The following is an 18,354-nucleotide window of genomic DNA, read 5'->3' as shown; positions in this document are numbered from 1 at the left end:
TGCGTAACCTATTTATAAAAAGGACAGTATAATGACTGACATAAACATAATATTAATTATAACCGCTACTTTTATCATTTTAATGTTATTTATCAGTATCAAAATGATCCCTCAAGGTGAACGTTGCACTGTTGAACGATTTGGTCGCTATACCCGAATTCTGGAGCCTGGTTTCAACATGATTTTTCCAATCATTGAAAGAATTGGAAAAAGAATGAATGTTATGGAAAAAGTCCTGAACGTACCAACACAGGAAGTCATCACAAAAGACAATGCCTCTATCTCTTGTGATGCTGTTGCCTTTTATCAGATTTTGAATGTTGCAAAAGCTTCATACCAAATAGATCATCTAGAAAATGCTATCCTTAATTTAACTATGACCAATATTCGTTCTGTTATGGGATCTATGGATCTTGATGAACTCCTTTCTAACCGCGAATCAATTAATGAAAATCTGTTAAGAGCTGTTGATGAAGCTGTAACACCCTGGGGCGTTAAGGTTACACGAGTAGAAATCAAGGATATCAGTCCACCCAATGATCTGATTGCAGCCATGGCGCGTCAAATGAAAGCAGAGCGAGAAAAAAGAGCACAAGTCCTTGAAGCAGAAGGCTTGCGTAATGCACAAATTCTAAGAGCAGAAGGAGCGAAACAAGCTGCTATCTTGAAGGCAGAAGGTCAACGGGAAGTTGCTTTTCGTGATGCTGAAGCACGTGAACGCCTTGCAGAAGCAGAAGCTATTGCTACACGAATGATCTCTGATGCTATTGCTAATGGCGATATACAAGCATTAAATTATTTTATTGCCCAAAAATACATTCAAGCTCTAGCTAATATGGGCATAGCACAAAATTCAAAGCTTGTGTTAATGCCCATGGAGTTTTCTTCTATTATAGGATCACTAGGAGGAATATCAGCAATTATGAATGAAATTCAAAGTACTACAAATATTGATTCTAAAAAAGAAACAAAAAAACAACAAAGAGACGAATCACACATACAAAATAATATCCCATCTTCTGCTCCACGGACACAACGCAATCCATGGATGCATAATTCTACACAAATGCAAGTACATGATCCCTCTATTTCTGTACCACAAACTGAAATTAACTAATATGATAATATCGTGGAGTTTTCTTCCAGGACCTTGGTTGTGGTGTGTAGCTGGTTTCTTAATGATACTTGTTGAGTTATTAATCCCAAGTTTAATTATTATTTGGTCAGGATGTGCAGCTGTGTTGGTTGGAATAATTTCTCTCCTCTTACAGGAAACCCTCCTCTGGAATTGGCAAATACAAACATTGCTATTTTCTATATTATCAATTGCACTTACCATTATTGGCCGTCACTGGGCTAAAAATAATAAAAAAAGTGATGAACCTTTATTAAACCGCCGAGCAGAAAGCCTTATTGGTCGGACAATTTTTCTGACAAAAACACTGGACAAAGAATCTTCCTTTATTTCTTTAGATGGAACGATGTGGCGTATTTCTAGCCCTTATGTTCCTAAAAACACCTGTGTATTAGTAACAGAAGTCAAAGATAATGTTTTATATGTTACTCCTTTAAACAATACCAACTCTTAAAAGATCTAGAAAATGCAAAATTCCAACAGGACGTCGATGAGGATCAACAACTATCAAAACTGAAATATTATATTTTTGCAATAAACTCATTGCTATTGTTGCTAAAGTATCCACCATGACTGTTTTAGGATCTTTAGACATAAGGTCATCTACAATTAATTTCGTAAGATCTTTTTCAAAATTTCTAAACACATCTCCTTCTGTCATAATGCCGACAAGCTGACGATGATTATTAATAATCGCTACACAACCAAATTTCTTTTCTGAAAGAATCTGAATGGCTTCTGATAATTTTGTACCGAGTGGTACAAGAGGAATACGTTCACCACTATGCATAACATCAACAACACGACGTAATAATGAACCCAGTTTACCACCTGGATGAAAAACACGAAAATCATCTGCACTGAAATTATGTGCTTCTAAGAGAGCAACAGCGAGAGCATCACCAATTGCTAATTGCATCATTGTAGATGTTGTAGGTGCTAGCCCATGTGGACAAGCTTCCTGTTCTTTTGGCAAAATTAATAGGATATCTGCATGTGCTGCTAATGTTGATTTTTCACCAGAGGTAATGGCAATCAACGGAATAGAAAAACGTTTTGAATAGCAAAGAATTGCTTTCAATTCATCAGTCTCACCACTCCAAGACATAGCAATAATAACATCATCTTGAGCAATCATACCAAGATCGCCATGATTAGCTTCTGCAGCATGAACAAAAAAAGCGGGTGTACCTGTAGAGGCCAATGTAGCCGCAAGTTTGGCACCAATATGACCACTTTTCCCTACACCTGTAACAATGACCCTACCACTAATCTTGCTGATAATCTCAACAGCTTTACTAAAAGGCTGAGCTAACTTTTGACTTAGAGCTAACTCTAAAGAAAGCAAAGCATTCCTCTCTATTGAAATACTACGAATAGCTGACTGAACTGCTGTAGTCATCATAAAATAAAGTATCTTTTCTGATAAAGTTTTTATAACTTTTTAGCTATATTATAAACGTAAGTCCAGCCATTGATGATTGATTTTCATCATAAAAACTCTGATATGCAGAGCTTCGAAGTTACATTTTTTAACCAACACGTTATCTCTTATCATATAAAGAGCTCAAAATAGCTATTCATGAAGTCTTATTGCTTTGTTAACTTTATTCCCTTTTTATCAAGAAGCTCGAGATATTCTTTAAAAAGTTGCTGTTTTATTTTTTCATCTTCTTTATCTTGAATAAGGCCAAGCTCACAATCCATCCTAATCCTATCTTTTAAAGGTAACAAACTCTTTAGAACTTCATCTATTCTAGAGAGTAATTCCAGTGAATTTTCGTTCACAAGCTTTGAGATTTTAGGATTCTTTTTTCCTGCTTCCTGTTCAGAATCTTTAATAGATTGAATATTACCAATAAAAGAATTCACACAAAAAGCAACACTTGATATATTTTTTTCCAGAGAATCCATAACAGAAACAGCTGTTAACCCTATTCTGCAAAGACGACGAATAGCTTGTGCTTTATTTTTAACAGCATTCCGCATTCCCCATTCATCAATAGCTTTATTTTCAGCATAAGAGATAAAAAGATGAATTATTTTTGACTCTTCAGACACGCTATTTTCTCCTGAGAATGTCTGTAAAAGCAACCTATACACAAATTGCGATCAAACTGATCAATCATAAAATACTTATCCCTAATTGCTAGAATTGCCCTTTATATTATCCTTCTCAGATAAAACAGATCTACACAAGAAACTATGATGGCTGCATATTGTACATTTTAGAAATTTAAACTAAGAAAAGACTTCTGATCAAAAAAATTACATCTTCCTAAAAGGATACAACATCAATATTCAATAGTTCACACAGAGCTTTTAAAGCTGTTACAGCTCATAACTTACTTGCCAAACGCGTTAACACACAACTAATAACAATACTGCATTTATCGCCAAAAATGCTTCTAAGCAAGGTATTCAGTTATAAGCTGACAATAGCTAGTTAGCAAGAGAAATTTTTAAAGAATTGCAATGCTTTTTTAAACAATTTGCTTTTTTATAAAAAATTCTCACTATCAGAAACCATAGCATCCTGATTTTCAATATTCTTAATTTCCAACTGAATGTGATTAAGCCTATTTAAAAGAGATACAATTTGCTCTTCTTCTTCTCTTTCAGTAGCTTCAGCAATCTGATTCTCAAGTTCTACTTTCTGTTGATATAAGAACCGTGAACGTTTATAGAGTTTAAGAGCTTGCTGGTACCCTTGACGTGCATCAACAAGGTCAGCATCAGATGTAATTGACCACAAACCAACCTTCCGAATCTGTTGATCAAGACTTTGAAGTAAAGCTGTAAAACCACGTTCTTGCAATTTTTCTAGAAGTTTTTCATGTGAAAAACTTTGGGCTACAACAAATTCACTAATCAAACAGGACCATAAATTCTGCAAGTCAGGATTTTGATAAGTAACCTGCAAAAGCTCATCATAATCTTCTACTAAAAGTTGTGGATGATTAATAAGTGTTAACAGAAGAACTGTTTCACGTAAAGAAGGTTGCTGCGATTTCGATCCTTGTACAAGTTTTGATTTCTGCAAACGCTCGGAGGCCAATAATTTGACAGAAGAAAAGCGATCAGCAGAGGGATGATATCTTTGAGACTTCTTCTGAGAGTGTTGATATGAGGAATTTTTCTGAAATAAAAAATAAAGACGCTGTCGAATATCCTGGAGATAATGATACCGTAATGTTTTATGGTTAATACGTTCAATGGCTTGTTGAAGACGTGTTTCCAAAGCAGCTTTCATTTCAGGAGTTTTAGCCTCATCACCAACTGTTTCTCGTTGCCAAAGCATAGCAACGAATGGTAAAGCCTGCGCGATGAGAAGCTCAAACGCCTCTTTTCCTTCTTCACGAATAAAGCTATCCGGATCTTTTCCATTAGGCAAAATAATAAACGATAAACTCTTTTCTGGCTGCAAATAAGGCAAGGCCAGATCTATGAGTCTAGAAGCAGCACGAAATCCAGCTTCATCACCATCAAAACAAACAACAGGATGTAAAGATAATTGCCAAAGCAACTGCAACTGCCGTTCTGTTATTGCCGTTCCAAGAGGAGAAACAACGTTCTGAATACCTGATTGATGCAAGCTAATGACATCCATATATCCTTCAACGAGTACAACTGTCTCTCTACTCTGAGGTTGTACTCCTTTTCTTTTAGAAATCTCTTCAGGTAGAATCCTTTTTAAAGCATTACGCGCACCAAAAAAATTATAAAGTAACTCTCCTTTCCGAAAGAGAATTGTTTCATTCGAATTAAGATATTTAGCAGCAATATCTTTTGAAAGAGCCCGTCCTCCAAAAGCAATAACCTTGCCAGCAGCAGAAAAAATAGGAAAGATAATACGGTGCCGAAAACGATCATAAGAAACAGGAATATCAGATCCATGAACAATAAGACCACTGGCTTCAATCTTCTCTCTGGGAACTCCACGTTCAGTAAGATATTCTGTCAAGGCATGGCGATTATCCGGGGCATACCCTAATCTGAAAATTTCAATAGAACGACTGTTGATTCCTCGTTGATTCAAATAACCACGTGCATATTCTGCTGATTGGTTTTGTAAGGAATTCTGGAAAAAAAGTGTTGCCATCTCAATTATAGAGATTAAAGTTTCTTCTTCAGTCTTATTTGATTTCTGTGTTTGTAAATCACTACGAGGAACAGAAACACCTGCAATATCAGCAATCTGTTGTATAGCATCTGCAAAACTAAAACCCTTTATTGCCGACAAAAAAGAAATATGATTACCGCTCGCATGACAACTGAAACAATAATAATAGCCCTTATTATTGTTACAATGAAAACTTGGTGTTTTTTCTTGATGAAAAGGACAGCAGGCCCAATAATCTCCTCGTACGACATTGGTCTTTTTTTTATCCCAGGTAACATAATTACCAATTACTTGGGAAATTGAAACACGAGCTAAAAGATCATCAACAAAAGAATTGGAAAAACGCATTATTAAATCCTGTAAGGACTGAACCCTTAACACTTAGCACAGGTAAGCAAAAAAGATCAATCATTTCCTCAAGGATAATTTTTCAGAAAAAATAAAACACACTGAGCATATCAGCCGCCCGATGTAACACAGAAAATAAGCAGCGTGCATCTTTGATTTACAGGATCTGAATGACATCAACAATCCCCTCCAGCTTCTGTATAGCCCAGATAATTTCAGGAGAAACCCTATACTTATTTGGCAAGACTATCTCCACTTCACAATAATATTGCGGTTTTTTAAATAATAAAAAGACAGAGCTTTGTCCTCTTTCTCCTTCCTGTAGATATTTCTGAATATTATTGAGTACTGCTCGATCCCGAATGCGGATTTTAATTGCTTTGAGCATTTGCATAGACTTTTTTTCTAGCGACTGAGCGACCTGTAATCGAAGCCCTCCCATTTCAAAACGTGGATCTACTTCTAATGTAATAAAGAAGGATTGGCCTATCTCTAACAGATCATAATATTTCTCAAAAGCTTCTGCGAATAAAACCGTCTCAAACTGATTATGGAGGTCAGAAAAAGAGACAAGACCCAATTTATTTCCTTTGCGGCTTTTCTTTTGTTTTTTGGCGACAACTGTTGCACCTAGTTGCCCAACACGAATACCCTTTTTGAGAGCATTATTAAAACTTTCAAAAGTCTGAACATGCATTTTGGCGAGTATCGGTTGATAAATTTCTAAAGGATGTGACGTCAAATAAAAACCAAGAACCTGAAATTCACGATGCGCATGTTCAGAAAGAAGCCAAGACTGAACAGATGGCAACGAGATCTTTTCGACAACAACATTTTTAGCAGTAAAAATATCTCCCTGACCACTGATCCGATCTTCTTCAGCACGTAATGCATACCCATGAATACGGTCCACGGCAGCAACAAGCTGCTCACGATTATGTCCAAAACAATCAAAAGCACCCGCAACAATAAGATTCTCCAACATCCGGCGATTTAATTGTTTGGCACTAATTCTAAGACAAAAATCCTCTAAGCTTTCAAAAGGCTTGTTACCTCTGACTGTAACAATATGCTCAACAACTGCGCTCCCTATTCCTTTAATGGCTGCCAAAGAATAATAAATACAATCTTGGCCTGTTTCAAATTCCCTGAATGAAGTCTGTAAAGAAGGTGGAATAACCTTAATTCCCATGCGTGCTGCATCTTGCAAGAAATCATTGATTTTTTCAATATTTCCCATATCCATGGTCATCGACGCTGCCAAAAACTCAACAGGATAATGTGCTTTCATCCAGGCGGTCTGATAGGAAATAATTGCATACGCTGCAGCATGTGATTTATTAAAACCATAATTAGCAAATTTGGCTAATAATTCAAAAATGTTTAAGGCCTGTTGTCTGGAAACATTGTTTTTCATTGCCCCACTAATAAAACGTGCCTGCTGTTGATCCATCTCTTTCTTAATTTTCTTACCCATGGCTCGCCGCAAAACATCAGCCTCACTCAATGAATAGCCTGAAAGAGACTGGGCAATCTGCATCACTTGTTCCTGATAAATGATCACGCCTTGGGTTTCCTTGAGCAAGGGGTCAATTAATGGATGAATAGAATCTATTGTATCAAGACCATTTTTACGAGAATTATAAACAGCAATATTATCCATCGGACCAGGCCGGTACAAGGAAACTAGTGCAATAATATCTTCAATACAATCTGGATTCATTCCCATCAATGCCTTGCGCATACCAGAACTTTCCACCTGGAATACACCCACAGTTTCACCACGTGCCAATAGTTGATAAGTCTTCTGGTCATCAAAAGGAATCGTTAACAAATCAACATGGATGCCCTTCCGGGCTACAAGATCAATCGCTTTTTTAAGCACTGTTAATGTTTTCAAACCCAGAAAATCGAATTTGACAAGTCCTGCTTTTTCAACCCACTTCATATTAAATTGCGTCACTGGCATCTGGGAACGCGGATCAAGGTACATGGGCACCAATCTTGATAAGGGACGATCACCAATCACAATACCTGCAGCATGAGTTGAAGCATGGCGATATAATCCTTCAAGTTTCTGGGCAACTTCGAGAAGCCGCGCTACGCCGGGTTCTTTTTCCATCTCCTGTTGTAAACGTGGTTCCTCAACAATAACCTTAGCCAACGGCATTGGGTGAGCTGGATTATTAGGTACCAACTTGCAGATACGATCAACCTGTGAATACGGCATCTGTAACGCACGCCCAACATCACGCAAGGCTGCCCTAGCCTGCAATGATCCAAAAGTAATAATCTGGGCAACCTGTTCATGACCATATTTCTCCTGAACATAGCGAATAACCTCATCACGACGATCCTGACAAAAATCAATATCAAAATCAGGCATAGACATACGATCTGGATTCAAAAATCGCTCAAAAAATAAAGCAAAACGCAAAGGATCAACATCAGTTATTGTCAAAGCATATGCTACGAGAGATCCTGCCCCGGAACCACGTCCTGGCCCTACAGGAATTTCATGTTTTTTTGCCCATTTAATAAAATCTGCCACAATCAAAAAATATCCAGAAAATTTCATTTTCTGGATAACATCAAGTTCAAAAGTTAACCGTTTTGAATATTCTTCTTTGGAATAACCTGCAGACATCCCTGAACAGGATAAACGTGTCTCTAATCCTTCAACAGCTTGCGTATATAATTCTTGTGCTTCTGCTTCTTCAACACTCGTCCCCCCCTTACCTGTCTCTAAAAAACGTGGCAAAATAGGTGCGCGCGTTTCTAAAACAAATGAACAACGTCTTGCAACTTCTACGGTATTTTCTAATGCTTCAGGAAGATCAGAAAAAAGTCTCACCATTTCAGAGCGCCGCTTCAGATAATGTTCAGGAGTCATTCGCGGACGATCATCTTCTGCAACAACTGTTGAATAGGCAACAGCCATCAGAACATCATGCGCTTCATAATCATCACGGGATAGAAAAAAAGCATTATTTGTTGCTACTAGTGGTATATCATAGTCATATGCCAGCTTCACCATTTTTGCTTCATGATAACGATCATAATTTCCATGGCGTTGTAATTCTAAATACAAACGATCACCGAAAAGCTTCTGCAATATCAGTAATCGTTCTTCTGCTATATGAGCATGACCCTCCTTTAAAGCCATATCTACAGGACCAGTAACAGAACCCGTCAAGGCAATAAGCCCTTCTGTACCCTGTTCCTCTAACCAGGAGCAGCATACATGAATAGCTTTCTGTTCCTGTTTTTGAAGATACATTCGACTCACTAAATCGACCAGGTGTTCATTACCTTGCTCATTGGCTGCGAACAGCACAATAGATGGAAACTGAACGAGAGAAGATTTTTTGTGACGTTCTTCTTCGAATTTATCTTGTATATCCAGATCAATTTGACACCCTATTAATGGCTGTACTCCGTATGCAAATGCTACCTGTGAAAATTCCATGGCAGCAAAAAGATTGTTGGTATCTGTAACAGCAATTGCAGGCTGTTGGTCTTCAACAGCCTGTTCAAGAATTTTTTCAAGAGGTAAAGCGCCTTCTAACAAAGAATAGGCTGAATGAACCCGTAAATGGATAAACTCTGGAGAGGTATACTCTGAACACAAATTGATATTCTTTGGAATAACCACTTGTTTTTTCATGTTTTATGATACTTTCATGAATCTTGTAAAAATTTTGATCCTACTTCTTTCACTATCTTTGAAAAAGGTTTTTGTAAGGATGATCAATTTGTTTTTGTACAAAAAACCCTTCGTGGGTCTTTAATCCTTAACAAGAATACGTATGCATAACGATATCATTATCTGCTGTTTCTAAAATTTTTGACAGTAGGTAATTACTTTTTCTTCCCATGAATCTTCATGAATTGAAAGAATTTTCTTTTTTCTTCAAGAATAAAACATCAAGTTATGAAAAATTTCATAAATAAATACTCGTATCTATTTTTTGACAATTTCTTCTAGTTAACATTATTACTCTATCGACAAAATAAAAGATGTTTAGCACCACTAGAAAGAACGAATAAATCTATGGATGTTTAAAATTAACTTTATTTATCGAAATTTTATACATTAAGTTGCTTTTCTTGTGTCTTAATTACAAATATAAGATGTTTTACCCATGAACTCATTGTCAACATTTCTTAGAAACAATAATTCTGAAGAAAGCAGCGTGGATGCTTTAAAAATGAACTCATCGTCAACTTTTGTTAGAAAAAGCGAAACGAAAGAAGCTCCTAGTGCCATTAAAGAGGCATTTAAATATTTGGCAACAAAAGATGATGTTTCCAATGCGGTCAATGATCTTAGGATAGAAATAACTGCCGTCAATCTCAGCCTGAATGCTGTACTGAATAGTAATTTAAGTAAGGAAATTTCTGAAATTAATGGTGTCAATACAAGACTGAATCAAGATATCTCGGCGATGAAAATGAATTTCCGCCAGGATATAACAGCAGTCAGTGCTAATCTCTTGCAAGAAATAGCGACTGTGAATAACAAGTTTACTCAAGGAATAAATTCTTCAAAAACAAGTTTTAGTCAGGATATAACAAATATAAGCAGCAAGTTGAGCCAGGAGATTGATAATATTAATGTCACTCTCAGCAAGGAAATTGATGCTATAAGCAACAAGATTAGCGAAGAAATAACAAGCACAAGTAATAAAGTCAATCAGGACATTTCTGAAATAAAAGCTAATCTCCATCAAGACATTGTCGAATTAAATGAGAAAATCTCCCAAATGTTTACCATGTTTCAGATAGGCGGTGGTATTCTGATATTGTTTTTTATCATTACAATTGTATCATTTTTCATGATACGCCATTTAATCTTTTAATTTTTATTTAGGACGATCCTTTTTATTCATTATTTTTTGATAATAACTTAAAAAAGTTTTTTAGTTTATTCTTATTGCATGTTCTTGATTACCTATGCTTCAATCAATACCGTATATAAAATCTATAAAAATCAAAGAAATTATTCGACAAGTTTTTTCTATTCCTGATTTGTCCTCTTAATCTTCCATTCCAAAAGACCTTTTATTATAAACTTAATGATTTATTACTTTTTAAAATTAAAAAGTTTACTTTGTTGTATAAAAACTATAGATTTTTATATGCAATACATGTCATGATTGACATGTGCATGTTAAGTAAATGTACAAGGATGTGGTAAAACGGATGCGGGAAAACCTGTAACTGAGGAATCACAAAATGCAAAAATTAATTTTTATACTATTTTTATTAACTTCATCAATATCTGCAATTGCAGCAGATGCAGTTAATTATAGTGATGTACCTGCTTCTCCCAATAATTCTGGAAGCAATTTCAGTGATAAACAGCTATGGTCAGGACCATATTTCGGTGTTAATACAGGAGTAAATTTTTTCAAATATGAAAACATGTTAAACTATACAGGACAGGGTATGAATAACAACTATTCTAATACAATAAGTAAAAACGCTCCTGTTTTGGGTGGTTTTGGCGGATTTAATTTGCAAAGCAACAATATTGTATATGGTGTAGAAGGTGACGTAGCCTATTCTTGGAACAAGGCCAATTCTCAATTTTGGCTTAATAATGCTTTTAATGTAAAAACAAAAAATAAAATTAGTGCCTCTGCAAGGCTACGTGCCGGTTATGCTTTTGATAAAGCTTTAATTTACGGAACAGTAGGATGGGCAGTAATGACTACTTCAACAGAAGGAAGTGCAGGACCATTGGGAGCAAGTTCAATTACCAAGAATAATGCCTTTAACTCTGTTACGTTTGGAGGAGGGATAGATTATGCTATCACTGATAGTGTATTTACACGTGTTGGATACCGATATACTCCCTTCCAAGGAAAAAATTTCGATATAAACCAAGATATCCATATGAGAATCAATCCTAAGAGTCACTTGGTGACAGCTGGATTAGGAGTGAAATTCTAATATTGTTTCTTTATATAAAAACTCATAAAAAAGAAGCTCAAAGATATCAACATCTTTGAGATTCTTTTTTATTTCGATGAGTTATTTTTAAAATATTTGATTTAAGAATAAACTTTCTATTTTTTTAAAGCCTATATTTACTTTTATCCAACACAATTAAAGTAGGTATTTAAGATGGATATCTCCTTGATTAAATATCTTGCCTTCTCTGACGATGCCTTATTATTTCCTCCTATAGCTCGGGTTTCCAGTCAGAGAAGGTTTTTTTGATAAAAACAAAATAACCACGCCAAATCAACATCATCTTGAATCAAATTTCCTTATTTTATATAGAGTATATGTAATTTATGGAGATATTGATGATTCTTAGTATAATGTTATTCCTGCTTATTTGTCCTATTGCTTTAAGGTACCTTAAATACTATAAGGTCAGTTATTTATTTTATACCTGTTTCTTTATCTTTTTTTTCGCAATTGGTTGCGGCCCTATACCAAGTTTTCTTCTTAATAAATTACAATCCTATTATCGTATACAGCCAAAAGATGAATGGAGAGATCATAACAAGATCATTGTATTAGGTGCTGGTACAACAGTTGTAAAGAATCTTTCCACTATCAATCTTGAACCATCAATTTTTGCCTACGGACGCATAGTTGAAGCTGAAAAGCTTTATAAAAGCTGTAAAAATTTAAAATCCGATTGCAAGATTATTATCATCGGTGGTGATCCTCAGAAAAACGGGTTTTCTGAATCAATGATTTATCGTAATACGCTGGTAGAAATGGGTCTTAACCCTGATGACATAAAAATCGAAGAGAAAAGTTTAAATACTTTTCAAAATGCTCAATTTGTTAGCAATATCTTACAAGAGGATCGCTCAGATTTGATAATTTTAGTATCATCAGCTGTGCATTTAAAACGCAGTCAATTGTACTTTAAACACTTCGGAATTCATGCTACAGCAATGCACGGTGACTTTCTAAATGTGGTTATGACGCCTATTCCCATATCTTATAATTTTACTCTGACAGATATCGCTATTCATGAATATCTTGATATTGCCCGTTATTATGTATATAACTTTTTAAAATTAAATCCTCCCAAAGTTATATATCAAAGATTATAAATAATGCCAAGATATAGTATATTTTCTACTATAAATAGAAGCAACCTAAGCTCTGGCTAAATAAAGTTTTTCTAACTGAAAGGCTTTGTTACTGAATTATAATTTATTATTGATAATCTTCTTAAAAAGGTACGATAATGTATGAATTAAAATCGGATTTTTTAAAAATTCTTTGTGAACGAGGATTTATACATCAAATTTCTCATGAACAGGAACTTGATAAGCTTTTATATACAACACGCATGACTGCCTATATAGGCTATGATCCAACGGCGTCTTCCTTGCATGTTGGACATATGATGCAATTAATGATGCTCTATTGGTTACAAACAACAGGCCATAAACCGATTTCACTAATGGGAGGAGGCACTGGCCTGATAGGTGATCCGTCTTTTAAAGACGAAGCACGCCAATTGTTAACAGTTAATACTGTCCAAAGTAATATTTCCTCTATCCAGCGTATTTTCTCACAATTCCTACAATATGGCGACGGCGCTACTGATGCCCTGATGGTCAATAATATTGAATGGCTAACACCTATAAAATATCTTGACTTTCTGCGAGACATTGGTTGTCATTTTTCTATAAACCGCATGCTGTCTTTTGATTCTGTGAAATTACGTCTTCAACGTGAACAATCATTATCTTTTTTAGAATTCAACTATATGATTCTGCAAGCTTATGATTTTGTAGAACTTGCTAAACGATATGACTGTCGTTTGCAAATGGGAGGATCAGATCAATGGGGAAATATCATTAATGGTGTTGATCTTGGTCATCGTCTAGGGCTTTCGCAGCTTTTTGCCTTAACTTCACCATTGCTTGTTACCTCAAGTGGTAAAAAAATGGGCAAAACAGACTCAGGAACAATATGGCTCGACCAGGATCTGACTTCTATATACGACTTTTGGCAATATTGGCGTAATACGGATGATGCCGATGTTGCTCGTTTCCTAAAAGTATTTACCACTTTATCTCTGGAAGAAATTAACAGACTTTCAAAATTAAAAGGCTCAGAAATAAACGAAGCAAAGAAAATTCTAGCAACAGAGATTACCGCTAAAGTCCATGGGCGGAAGATGGCTGAACAAGCTGCGGAAGCTGCTTTTAAAGTCTTCGAAGAAGGTACTCTTTCTCATGGGTTACCCACCATTAATATTCCCATGGATGAGTTTAACGTTGGGATAGGACTTCTAAATCTCATTGTTAGATCAGGATTAGCGCCTTCAAATAATGAAGCACGTCGACAGGTAAAAAGCAATGCTGTAAAAATAAATGACCAGCTTATTGTTGATGATCGACTTTGCCTTGGGCCTGATAATTATAATCCTAAAGAAACCATTAAACTATCGGTTGGAAAAAAACACCACGTTATCATTAATTTTTATTAAGCTCAGATACTAAAAAATTTTTCAAGGAAATTTTCTATTGATATGCAAAAATTTTTCTGAAAACTCCAGGTGCTATTAATGACAAAGGATTAACAGATAATTTTGGCAAATCAGAATCTCCAGATAACTTAAATGTTATCCCTATGAGACCATGATCCTGACCATTTCCAAGAATGGTACCGATTAAAGGAACTTTAGAAAATAATTGGTTGAGCCCATAAATAGGCATAAAAGTTCCTGTCATATCTATTTTATTACTGACATCTCTCAAGGTTCCTTGAAAACTTGCCCCTACAAGAGAACCTCGTAGTATACCATTTTTAATAATAACATTGCCTTCACCAGCATTAAAATTAACAAAAAATTTCTGAAAATCACCTGAGCTAATATTAATATCTCGTTTGACAGCACCATTAAGACTACGACCATTCTGATCTACAGGTACAGAAACAAGAAATTGCAGATTTTTTTCATCAACCAATGAAAAATTGCTTACCTCTAACTGTCCATTTATTTGTTTTCTACTTTCAATATCAACTCTTAAATCAAGGCTTCCCCCTTTCATCCTCCGATAACAATCAAAAAACTTTGCAAGGATTCCTGCATCATTGCTGTTAATAATTAATGTTTTTTGATCCTTTTCTTTATTAGCTGTAACAAGTTTACCGTTCTGCATATTACTGGAAAAACCAGCCTTGAGAAAAATTCCTTTATTCATGACTAGAGAACCACGAAAACTATTTAAAAATTGATCATTAAAACCAATTACCTTATCAATATTAATATGCAGGGCTACAGATGCATAATCTTGAAAATCATTATTTTTCTTATAACGTAGTTGATTAACTAAAGACCTTACATCCAGTGCTTTACCGTTTAAGATTATATCCCATCCTTGTTTACTCTGATTAAGATTTAAAGAAAAATTATCCTCTGATGAAAAACGTAGCTTAGAAAACTTCATAACTAACATTTTTTTGTTATCAAAGCTTATATCTCCAAGAGCAATTGCTCCTCCACTTTCAAAACGTATATTACTTAATTGTATTGCAGAATCGTTCATCAAATCAAATACAAGATGAGCAGACCGACCAAAAGGTTTATACCAACCAAACCAAGGAATAAACATTGTTGCACGGATAAGATCAATATTTACTTTCTGCCGTTTTTCATCTATATTCTGCATTTCTATTTTCATAGATCCGCCAATATAATTTTTTATATCCTCAAAAACATTCTTTTTCCTGTTATTTCTTGATCTGATTGTTAACAAGATTATTCGTTTTTTTGAATAATCATTATCAATAGGTTCATCTATTGAAATTTCAGAATCTATCTTGTTTATTTTTCCTGTAGCATTAAGGTGTATAATTCTTGAATCCCCGTTAAAAGATCCTTTCAATTGTGTAAGAGGCAACCAAGGAAACTGTAATAATTGAACATCATGAAGCTGAAAATTGACTTTATAAGTTGATTTTTCTAATAAAGATTGATCAGCAAGATAAACCCGTGCCTCTATGTCTGCCTCAATATGTCCAGAAATATTTTTGAAACCATAACGACCTTGATACCTCTGGAAAGGCTTGTAAGAAAGAAGCTCTGACATGGTATCAACATCTCCTGAGAGAGAAAATCGAATCTCTGACATTAACGGTTTTTCATAGATAGAAGGCATAACAAAAGATCCCCCAACTAAAGAAATATTATGTCCTGAAAGGAAATAAGCCGTGCCTTTCTTAATATTAATATTAACAACGGATCCTAAAAGATCAAAATGCGCAATAGTATCTTTTAGTGGTGGTATATCTTTAATTATATTTAGACTTGTTTTTTCTATATCAAAACTGATTTTTAATTCTTGTGGTGTAAATTGTAATTCGCTGAATGATTTGTTGTTTAATCGTCCCTGAGCAATAAAAATAGAGATAGAAGCATCAGAAACAGTTCCTCCATAAAGATTCTGTTCAACCCAGTTATGTACATCAGGAGTAACCCAGAATGGCCAGAACTGTTTTATGGCTGCAGTTTTTATACTCTCTGCATGCCCACCAAAAGAAATTTCTGGAGAATTTTTCTGATCATAACGGATTTTTAATGAACCAAATATAGCGCCCAATGGACTGGATAAGTCTAAATTATCCATATAAAGTTCCTTTTCAACAGGAGAATATTCTCCAGAAACCTTTACATCAAAAATCAATGAATCCTGATCTAAAGCTTTTTCTTTAAACTGTCCCCCCTTGAGCAAAATATCAATACCTATGCCTTCATTGAATTTATGCTTCACTTTAGAATCAAGGCGCTCAAGATCAATAAGTAACCCACTGAAAGGCAAAGATAGGTTGCTTAGAAGAATAATTGATGGTCTGATATTCATCGCATGACGATTATTATCATATTCTAATTCAAGACGTGCAGATCTCAGCTTTTCAGAAATCCCATAATAATACATTGTACCTTCATGAACATTGATTATGGTTGAAAAGGATGGTTTTTTTTTATGATTAGCACGCTGTACAGAAAAGGTAATAACAGAATCAGCGTCTAATCCATGATTGTGATTATATTCAAGCGTCAACTGGCGCAAAGGAACATCAGAAAGAGTACCCTTAAAAGACATAATCTTACTATTTTGCTTATTAGCAACCAACATTAAATGTACTTTTTTTCTATTTAATAGAATATTACTTTCTATCAACATTGAACTGGCTTTTTGATCGTATATAAGTAGATTTTCAATTCTGATAACAAAAGGCGATGATCGATGTTGATCATCAACAATAGTAAAAGAAAGACCACTTAAACGTGCTAACGCATCTTGAGCTACGAATACTGAAAATTTATCAAAAAATTTAAAAATACACTCTATATAATCAGGGAAAGCATCAACTCGCCAACGAGAAAAACCAAAGAATGGCTCTTTTTCCTGTAATTTTTGTTTGAATACAAGACCAGAAACATCCACCTTAGTAATAGCAACCGAACCTACCAAAAAATACCAAGGATTAAAGCTTATTCTTATATTTTTAATATCACACGGTATTGAATGATTAATTGATATTAATTTAAAGTCTTTGATTTCTACTCCTAATTGACCTCTGGAATCAAAATTAACAAGACTTGAGCCAATTTTAACATGGTATTGCTGAGAAAAAGTTTGATTCAATACATTGGTAATATGTGCTTTAATTTTCTGATTAAACATCTGAAGGTTGAAAATACAAAACAAACCAATAAGAATAAAAAGCAACATTATTGCTATCAAAAAAGAAACTCTAAACATCAATGAAAAGCTATTATAGCGAAGACTAGAAGAAAATACAGTATTCATTTTTCGAGATTCGGCTTCGGGCAATGATCACTCCTACTACATAGCTATAAATATCAATTTATAAGTTCTTTTTTATAAATGAAAAACTGAATATATCTGAGCTTGTAATGATTTTATTTCATTAGAAGAAAGTTTATTACCTGAATTTCTTAGTATCATATGCCTATTTTAAGGCAGAAAAACCCCAAAAATAGATCAAGAAAAATAAACTATAAATTTAAGACATGTTTCTCTAAAAACATAGCAATGCTCTCTTTAAAGGTTTAAAATCTATAGTTTCATTAATGATTCAATAAAATAGGTTACAGTTAGGCTTTTTTATTCTGATAAAATATCTAAATTATAATAATTTCATGCTCATTACGGTATTATTCTGTATCGAAAAGAAAGGATTGTTAACATGAATGCTCTTAGCATAGATTCTCCTGCTCCTGATTTTGATCTACCCTGCAATAATGGTGAACGTATCAGTCTGGCTAAACTAAAAAATTCAAAAGTAGTTTTGTATTTTTATCCCAAAGATGATACTAGCGGATGTACAATGGAAGCAATAAATTTTACAGCCTTGAAAAACGAATTTCAAAAAGCAGAAGCAACAATTATTGGCATATCACCGGATAGTGTCACGAGTCATGAAAAATTTTGTAAAAAACATAACCTATCAATACTTCTTGCTTCTGATGAAGAAAAAACCGTAGTCAAGGCTTATGGTGTCTGGAAAGAAAGAAGTATGTATGGAAAAAAATTCATGGGAGTAGAACGAACAACTTTTCTGATTGATAAAAATGGTATTCTTCGCAAGATCTGGGAAAATGTTAAAGTTCCAGGACACACACAAGCCGTTTTGGAAGCAGTAAAATCCTTGCAATGATTCTTAAAAGAAAAGAAGCTGATATATCTAAAAAACATAAGCCAACATCCCATAAAAAGCCATTCAAGCA

At 34.6% G+C, this 18,354-nt stretch carries 12 protein-coding genes; 7 read left to right on the top strand and 5 right to left on the bottom strand.

What is annotated here, in order from left to right:
- Positions 1-31 precede the first annotated feature (31 nt).
- Together B488_RS02820 and B488_RS02815 are read left to right on the top strand one after the other, a co-directional pair.
- The gene (locus tag B488_RS02820; protein WP_015272998.1) at positions 32-1,117 is read left to right on the top strand and encodes an SPFH domain-containing protein; all 1,086 of its coding nucleotides are present in this window, start codon (positions 32-34) and stop codon (positions 1,115-1,117) included.
- Between the two features lies 1 nt (position 1,118).
- Positions 1,119-1,589: an NfeD family protein gene (locus B488_RS02815; RefSeq protein WP_015272997.1), complete on the top strand. Its 471-nt coding sequence runs from the start codon at positions 1,119-1,121 to the stop codon at positions 1,587-1,589.
- Here B488_RS02815 and B488_RS02810 read toward each other — a convergent pair.
- From B488_RS02810 to dnaE, 4 genes are all read right to left on the bottom strand, one after another.
- Complete coding sequence (locus tag B488_RS02810; RefSeq protein WP_015272996.1) at positions 1,569-2,540, bottom strand: KpsF/GutQ family sugar-phosphate isomerase; 972 nt, start codon at positions 2,538-2,540, stop codon at positions 1,569-1,571. The genes B488_RS02815 and B488_RS02810 overlap by 21 nt on opposite strands.
- A gap of 185 nt (positions 2,541-2,725) precedes the next feature.
- Positions 2,726-3,196, bottom strand: coding sequence for a hypothetical protein (locus B488_RS02805; RefSeq protein ID WP_015272995.1), 471 nt, complete (start codon positions 3,194-3,196; stop codon positions 2,726-2,728).
- 439 nt (positions 3,197-3,635) lie between these two features.
- Positions 3,636-5,606 carry a DNA primase gene (gene dnaG, locus B488_RS02800; RefSeq protein WP_015272994.1) on the bottom strand — a complete coding sequence of 657 codons (1,971 nt, stop codon included), beginning with the start codon at positions 5,604-5,606 and terminating at the stop codon, positions 3,636-3,638.
- Positions 5,607-5,763: 157 nt separating this feature from the next.
- The gene (gene dnaE, locus B488_RS02795) at positions 5,764-9,273 is read right to left on the bottom strand and encodes a DNA polymerase III subunit alpha (RefSeq protein ID WP_015272993.1); all 3,510 of its coding nucleotides are present in this window, start codon (positions 9,271-9,273) and stop codon (positions 5,764-5,766) included.
- Between the two features lie 478 nt (positions 9,274-9,751).
- Between dnaE and B488_RS02790 the strand changes: the two genes are divergently transcribed.
- The 4 genes from B488_RS02790 to tyrS all read left to right on the top strand — a co-directional run bounded on the left by B488_RS02790 (position 9,752) and on the right by tyrS (position 14,082).
- Positions 9,752-10,468, top strand: a complete 717-nt coding sequence (locus B488_RS02790) for a hypothetical protein (RefSeq protein WP_015272992.1) — start codon at positions 9,752-9,754, stop codon at positions 10,466-10,468.
- 376 nt (positions 10,469-10,844) lie between these two features.
- Positions 10,845-11,564: an outer membrane protein gene (locus B488_RS06830; protein ID WP_015272991.1), complete on the top strand. Its 720-nt coding sequence runs from the start codon at positions 10,845-10,847 to the stop codon at positions 11,562-11,564.
- 359 nt (positions 11,565-11,923) lie between these two features.
- Positions 11,924-12,691 (top strand): YdcF family protein, encoded by a 768-nt coding sequence (locus tag B488_RS02780; RefSeq protein WP_015272990.1) that lies wholly within the window; start codon positions 11,924-11,926, stop codon positions 12,689-12,691.
- 137 nt (positions 12,692-12,828) lie between these two features.
- Positions 12,829-14,082, top strand: coding sequence for a tyrosine--tRNA ligase (gene tyrS / locus B488_RS02775; protein WP_015272989.1), 1,254 nt, complete (start codon positions 12,829-12,831; stop codon positions 14,080-14,082).
- A 34-nt stretch (positions 14,083-14,116) separates the two neighbouring features.
- Here the strand turns inward: tyrS and B488_RS02770 are convergent, their stop codons facing one another.
- The gene (locus B488_RS02770) at positions 14,117-17,437 is read right to left on the bottom strand and encodes a DUF3971 domain-containing protein (protein WP_015272988.1); all 3,321 of its coding nucleotides are present in this window, start codon (positions 17,435-17,437) and stop codon (positions 14,117-14,119) included.
- Positions 17,438-17,813: 376 nt separating this feature from the next.
- On the opposite strand from B488_RS02770, the gene bcp reads away from it, so the two are divergent.
- A complete protein-coding gene (gene bcp, locus B488_RS02765; protein WP_015272987.1) occupies positions 17,814-18,284 on the top strand; it encodes a thioredoxin-dependent thiol peroxidase in 471 nt (156 codons plus the stop codon).
- Positions 18,285-18,354 lie beyond the last annotated feature (70 nt).

It is taken from the genome of Liberibacter crescens BT-1, from assembly GCF_000325745.1.
GTDB lineage: Bacteria > Pseudomonadota > Alphaproteobacteria > Rhizobiales > Rhizobiaceae > Liberibacter > Liberibacter crescens.
Note: the sequence above shows the minus strand (reverse complement) of the source record. Positions and strands in the feature narration are given on the sequence as shown.

Bases quoted from the DNA above. Each gene is read 5' to 3' on its own strand.
- B488_RS02820 (WP_015272998.1), top strand. From the start codon at position 32: ATGACTGACATAAACATAATATTAATTATAACCGCTACTTTTATCATT.
- B488_RS02815 (WP_015272997.1), top strand. From the start codon at position 1,119: ATGATAATATCGTGGAGTTTTCTTCCAGGACCTTGGTTGTGGTGTGTA.
- B488_RS02810 (WP_015272996.1), bottom strand. From the start codon at position 2,540: ATGATGACTACAGCAGTTCAGTCAGCTATTCGTAGTATTTCAATAGAG.
- dnaG (WP_015272994.1), bottom strand. From the start codon at position 5,606: ATGCGTTTTTCCAATTCTTTTGTTGATGATCTTTTAGCTCGTGTTTCA.
- dnaE (WP_015272993.1), bottom strand. From the start codon at position 9,273: ATGAAAAAACAAGTGGTTATTCCAAAGAATATCAATTTGTGTTCAGAG.
- B488_RS02790 (WP_015272992.1), top strand. From the start codon at position 9,752: ATGAACTCATTGTCAACATTTCTTAGAAACAATAATTCTGAAGAAAGC.
- B488_RS06830 (WP_015272991.1), top strand. From the start codon at position 10,845: ATGCAAAAATTAATTTTTATACTATTTTTATTAACTTCATCAATATCT.
- B488_RS02780 (WP_015272990.1), top strand. From the start codon at position 11,924: ATGATTCTTAGTATAATGTTATTCCTGCTTATTTGTCCTATTGCTTTA.
- tyrS (WP_015272989.1), top strand. From the start codon at position 12,829: ATGTATGAATTAAAATCGGATTTTTTAAAAATTCTTTGTGAACGAGGA.
- bcp (WP_015272987.1), top strand. From the start codon at position 17,814: ATGAATGCTCTTAGCATAGATTCTCCTGCTCCTGATTTTGATCTACCC.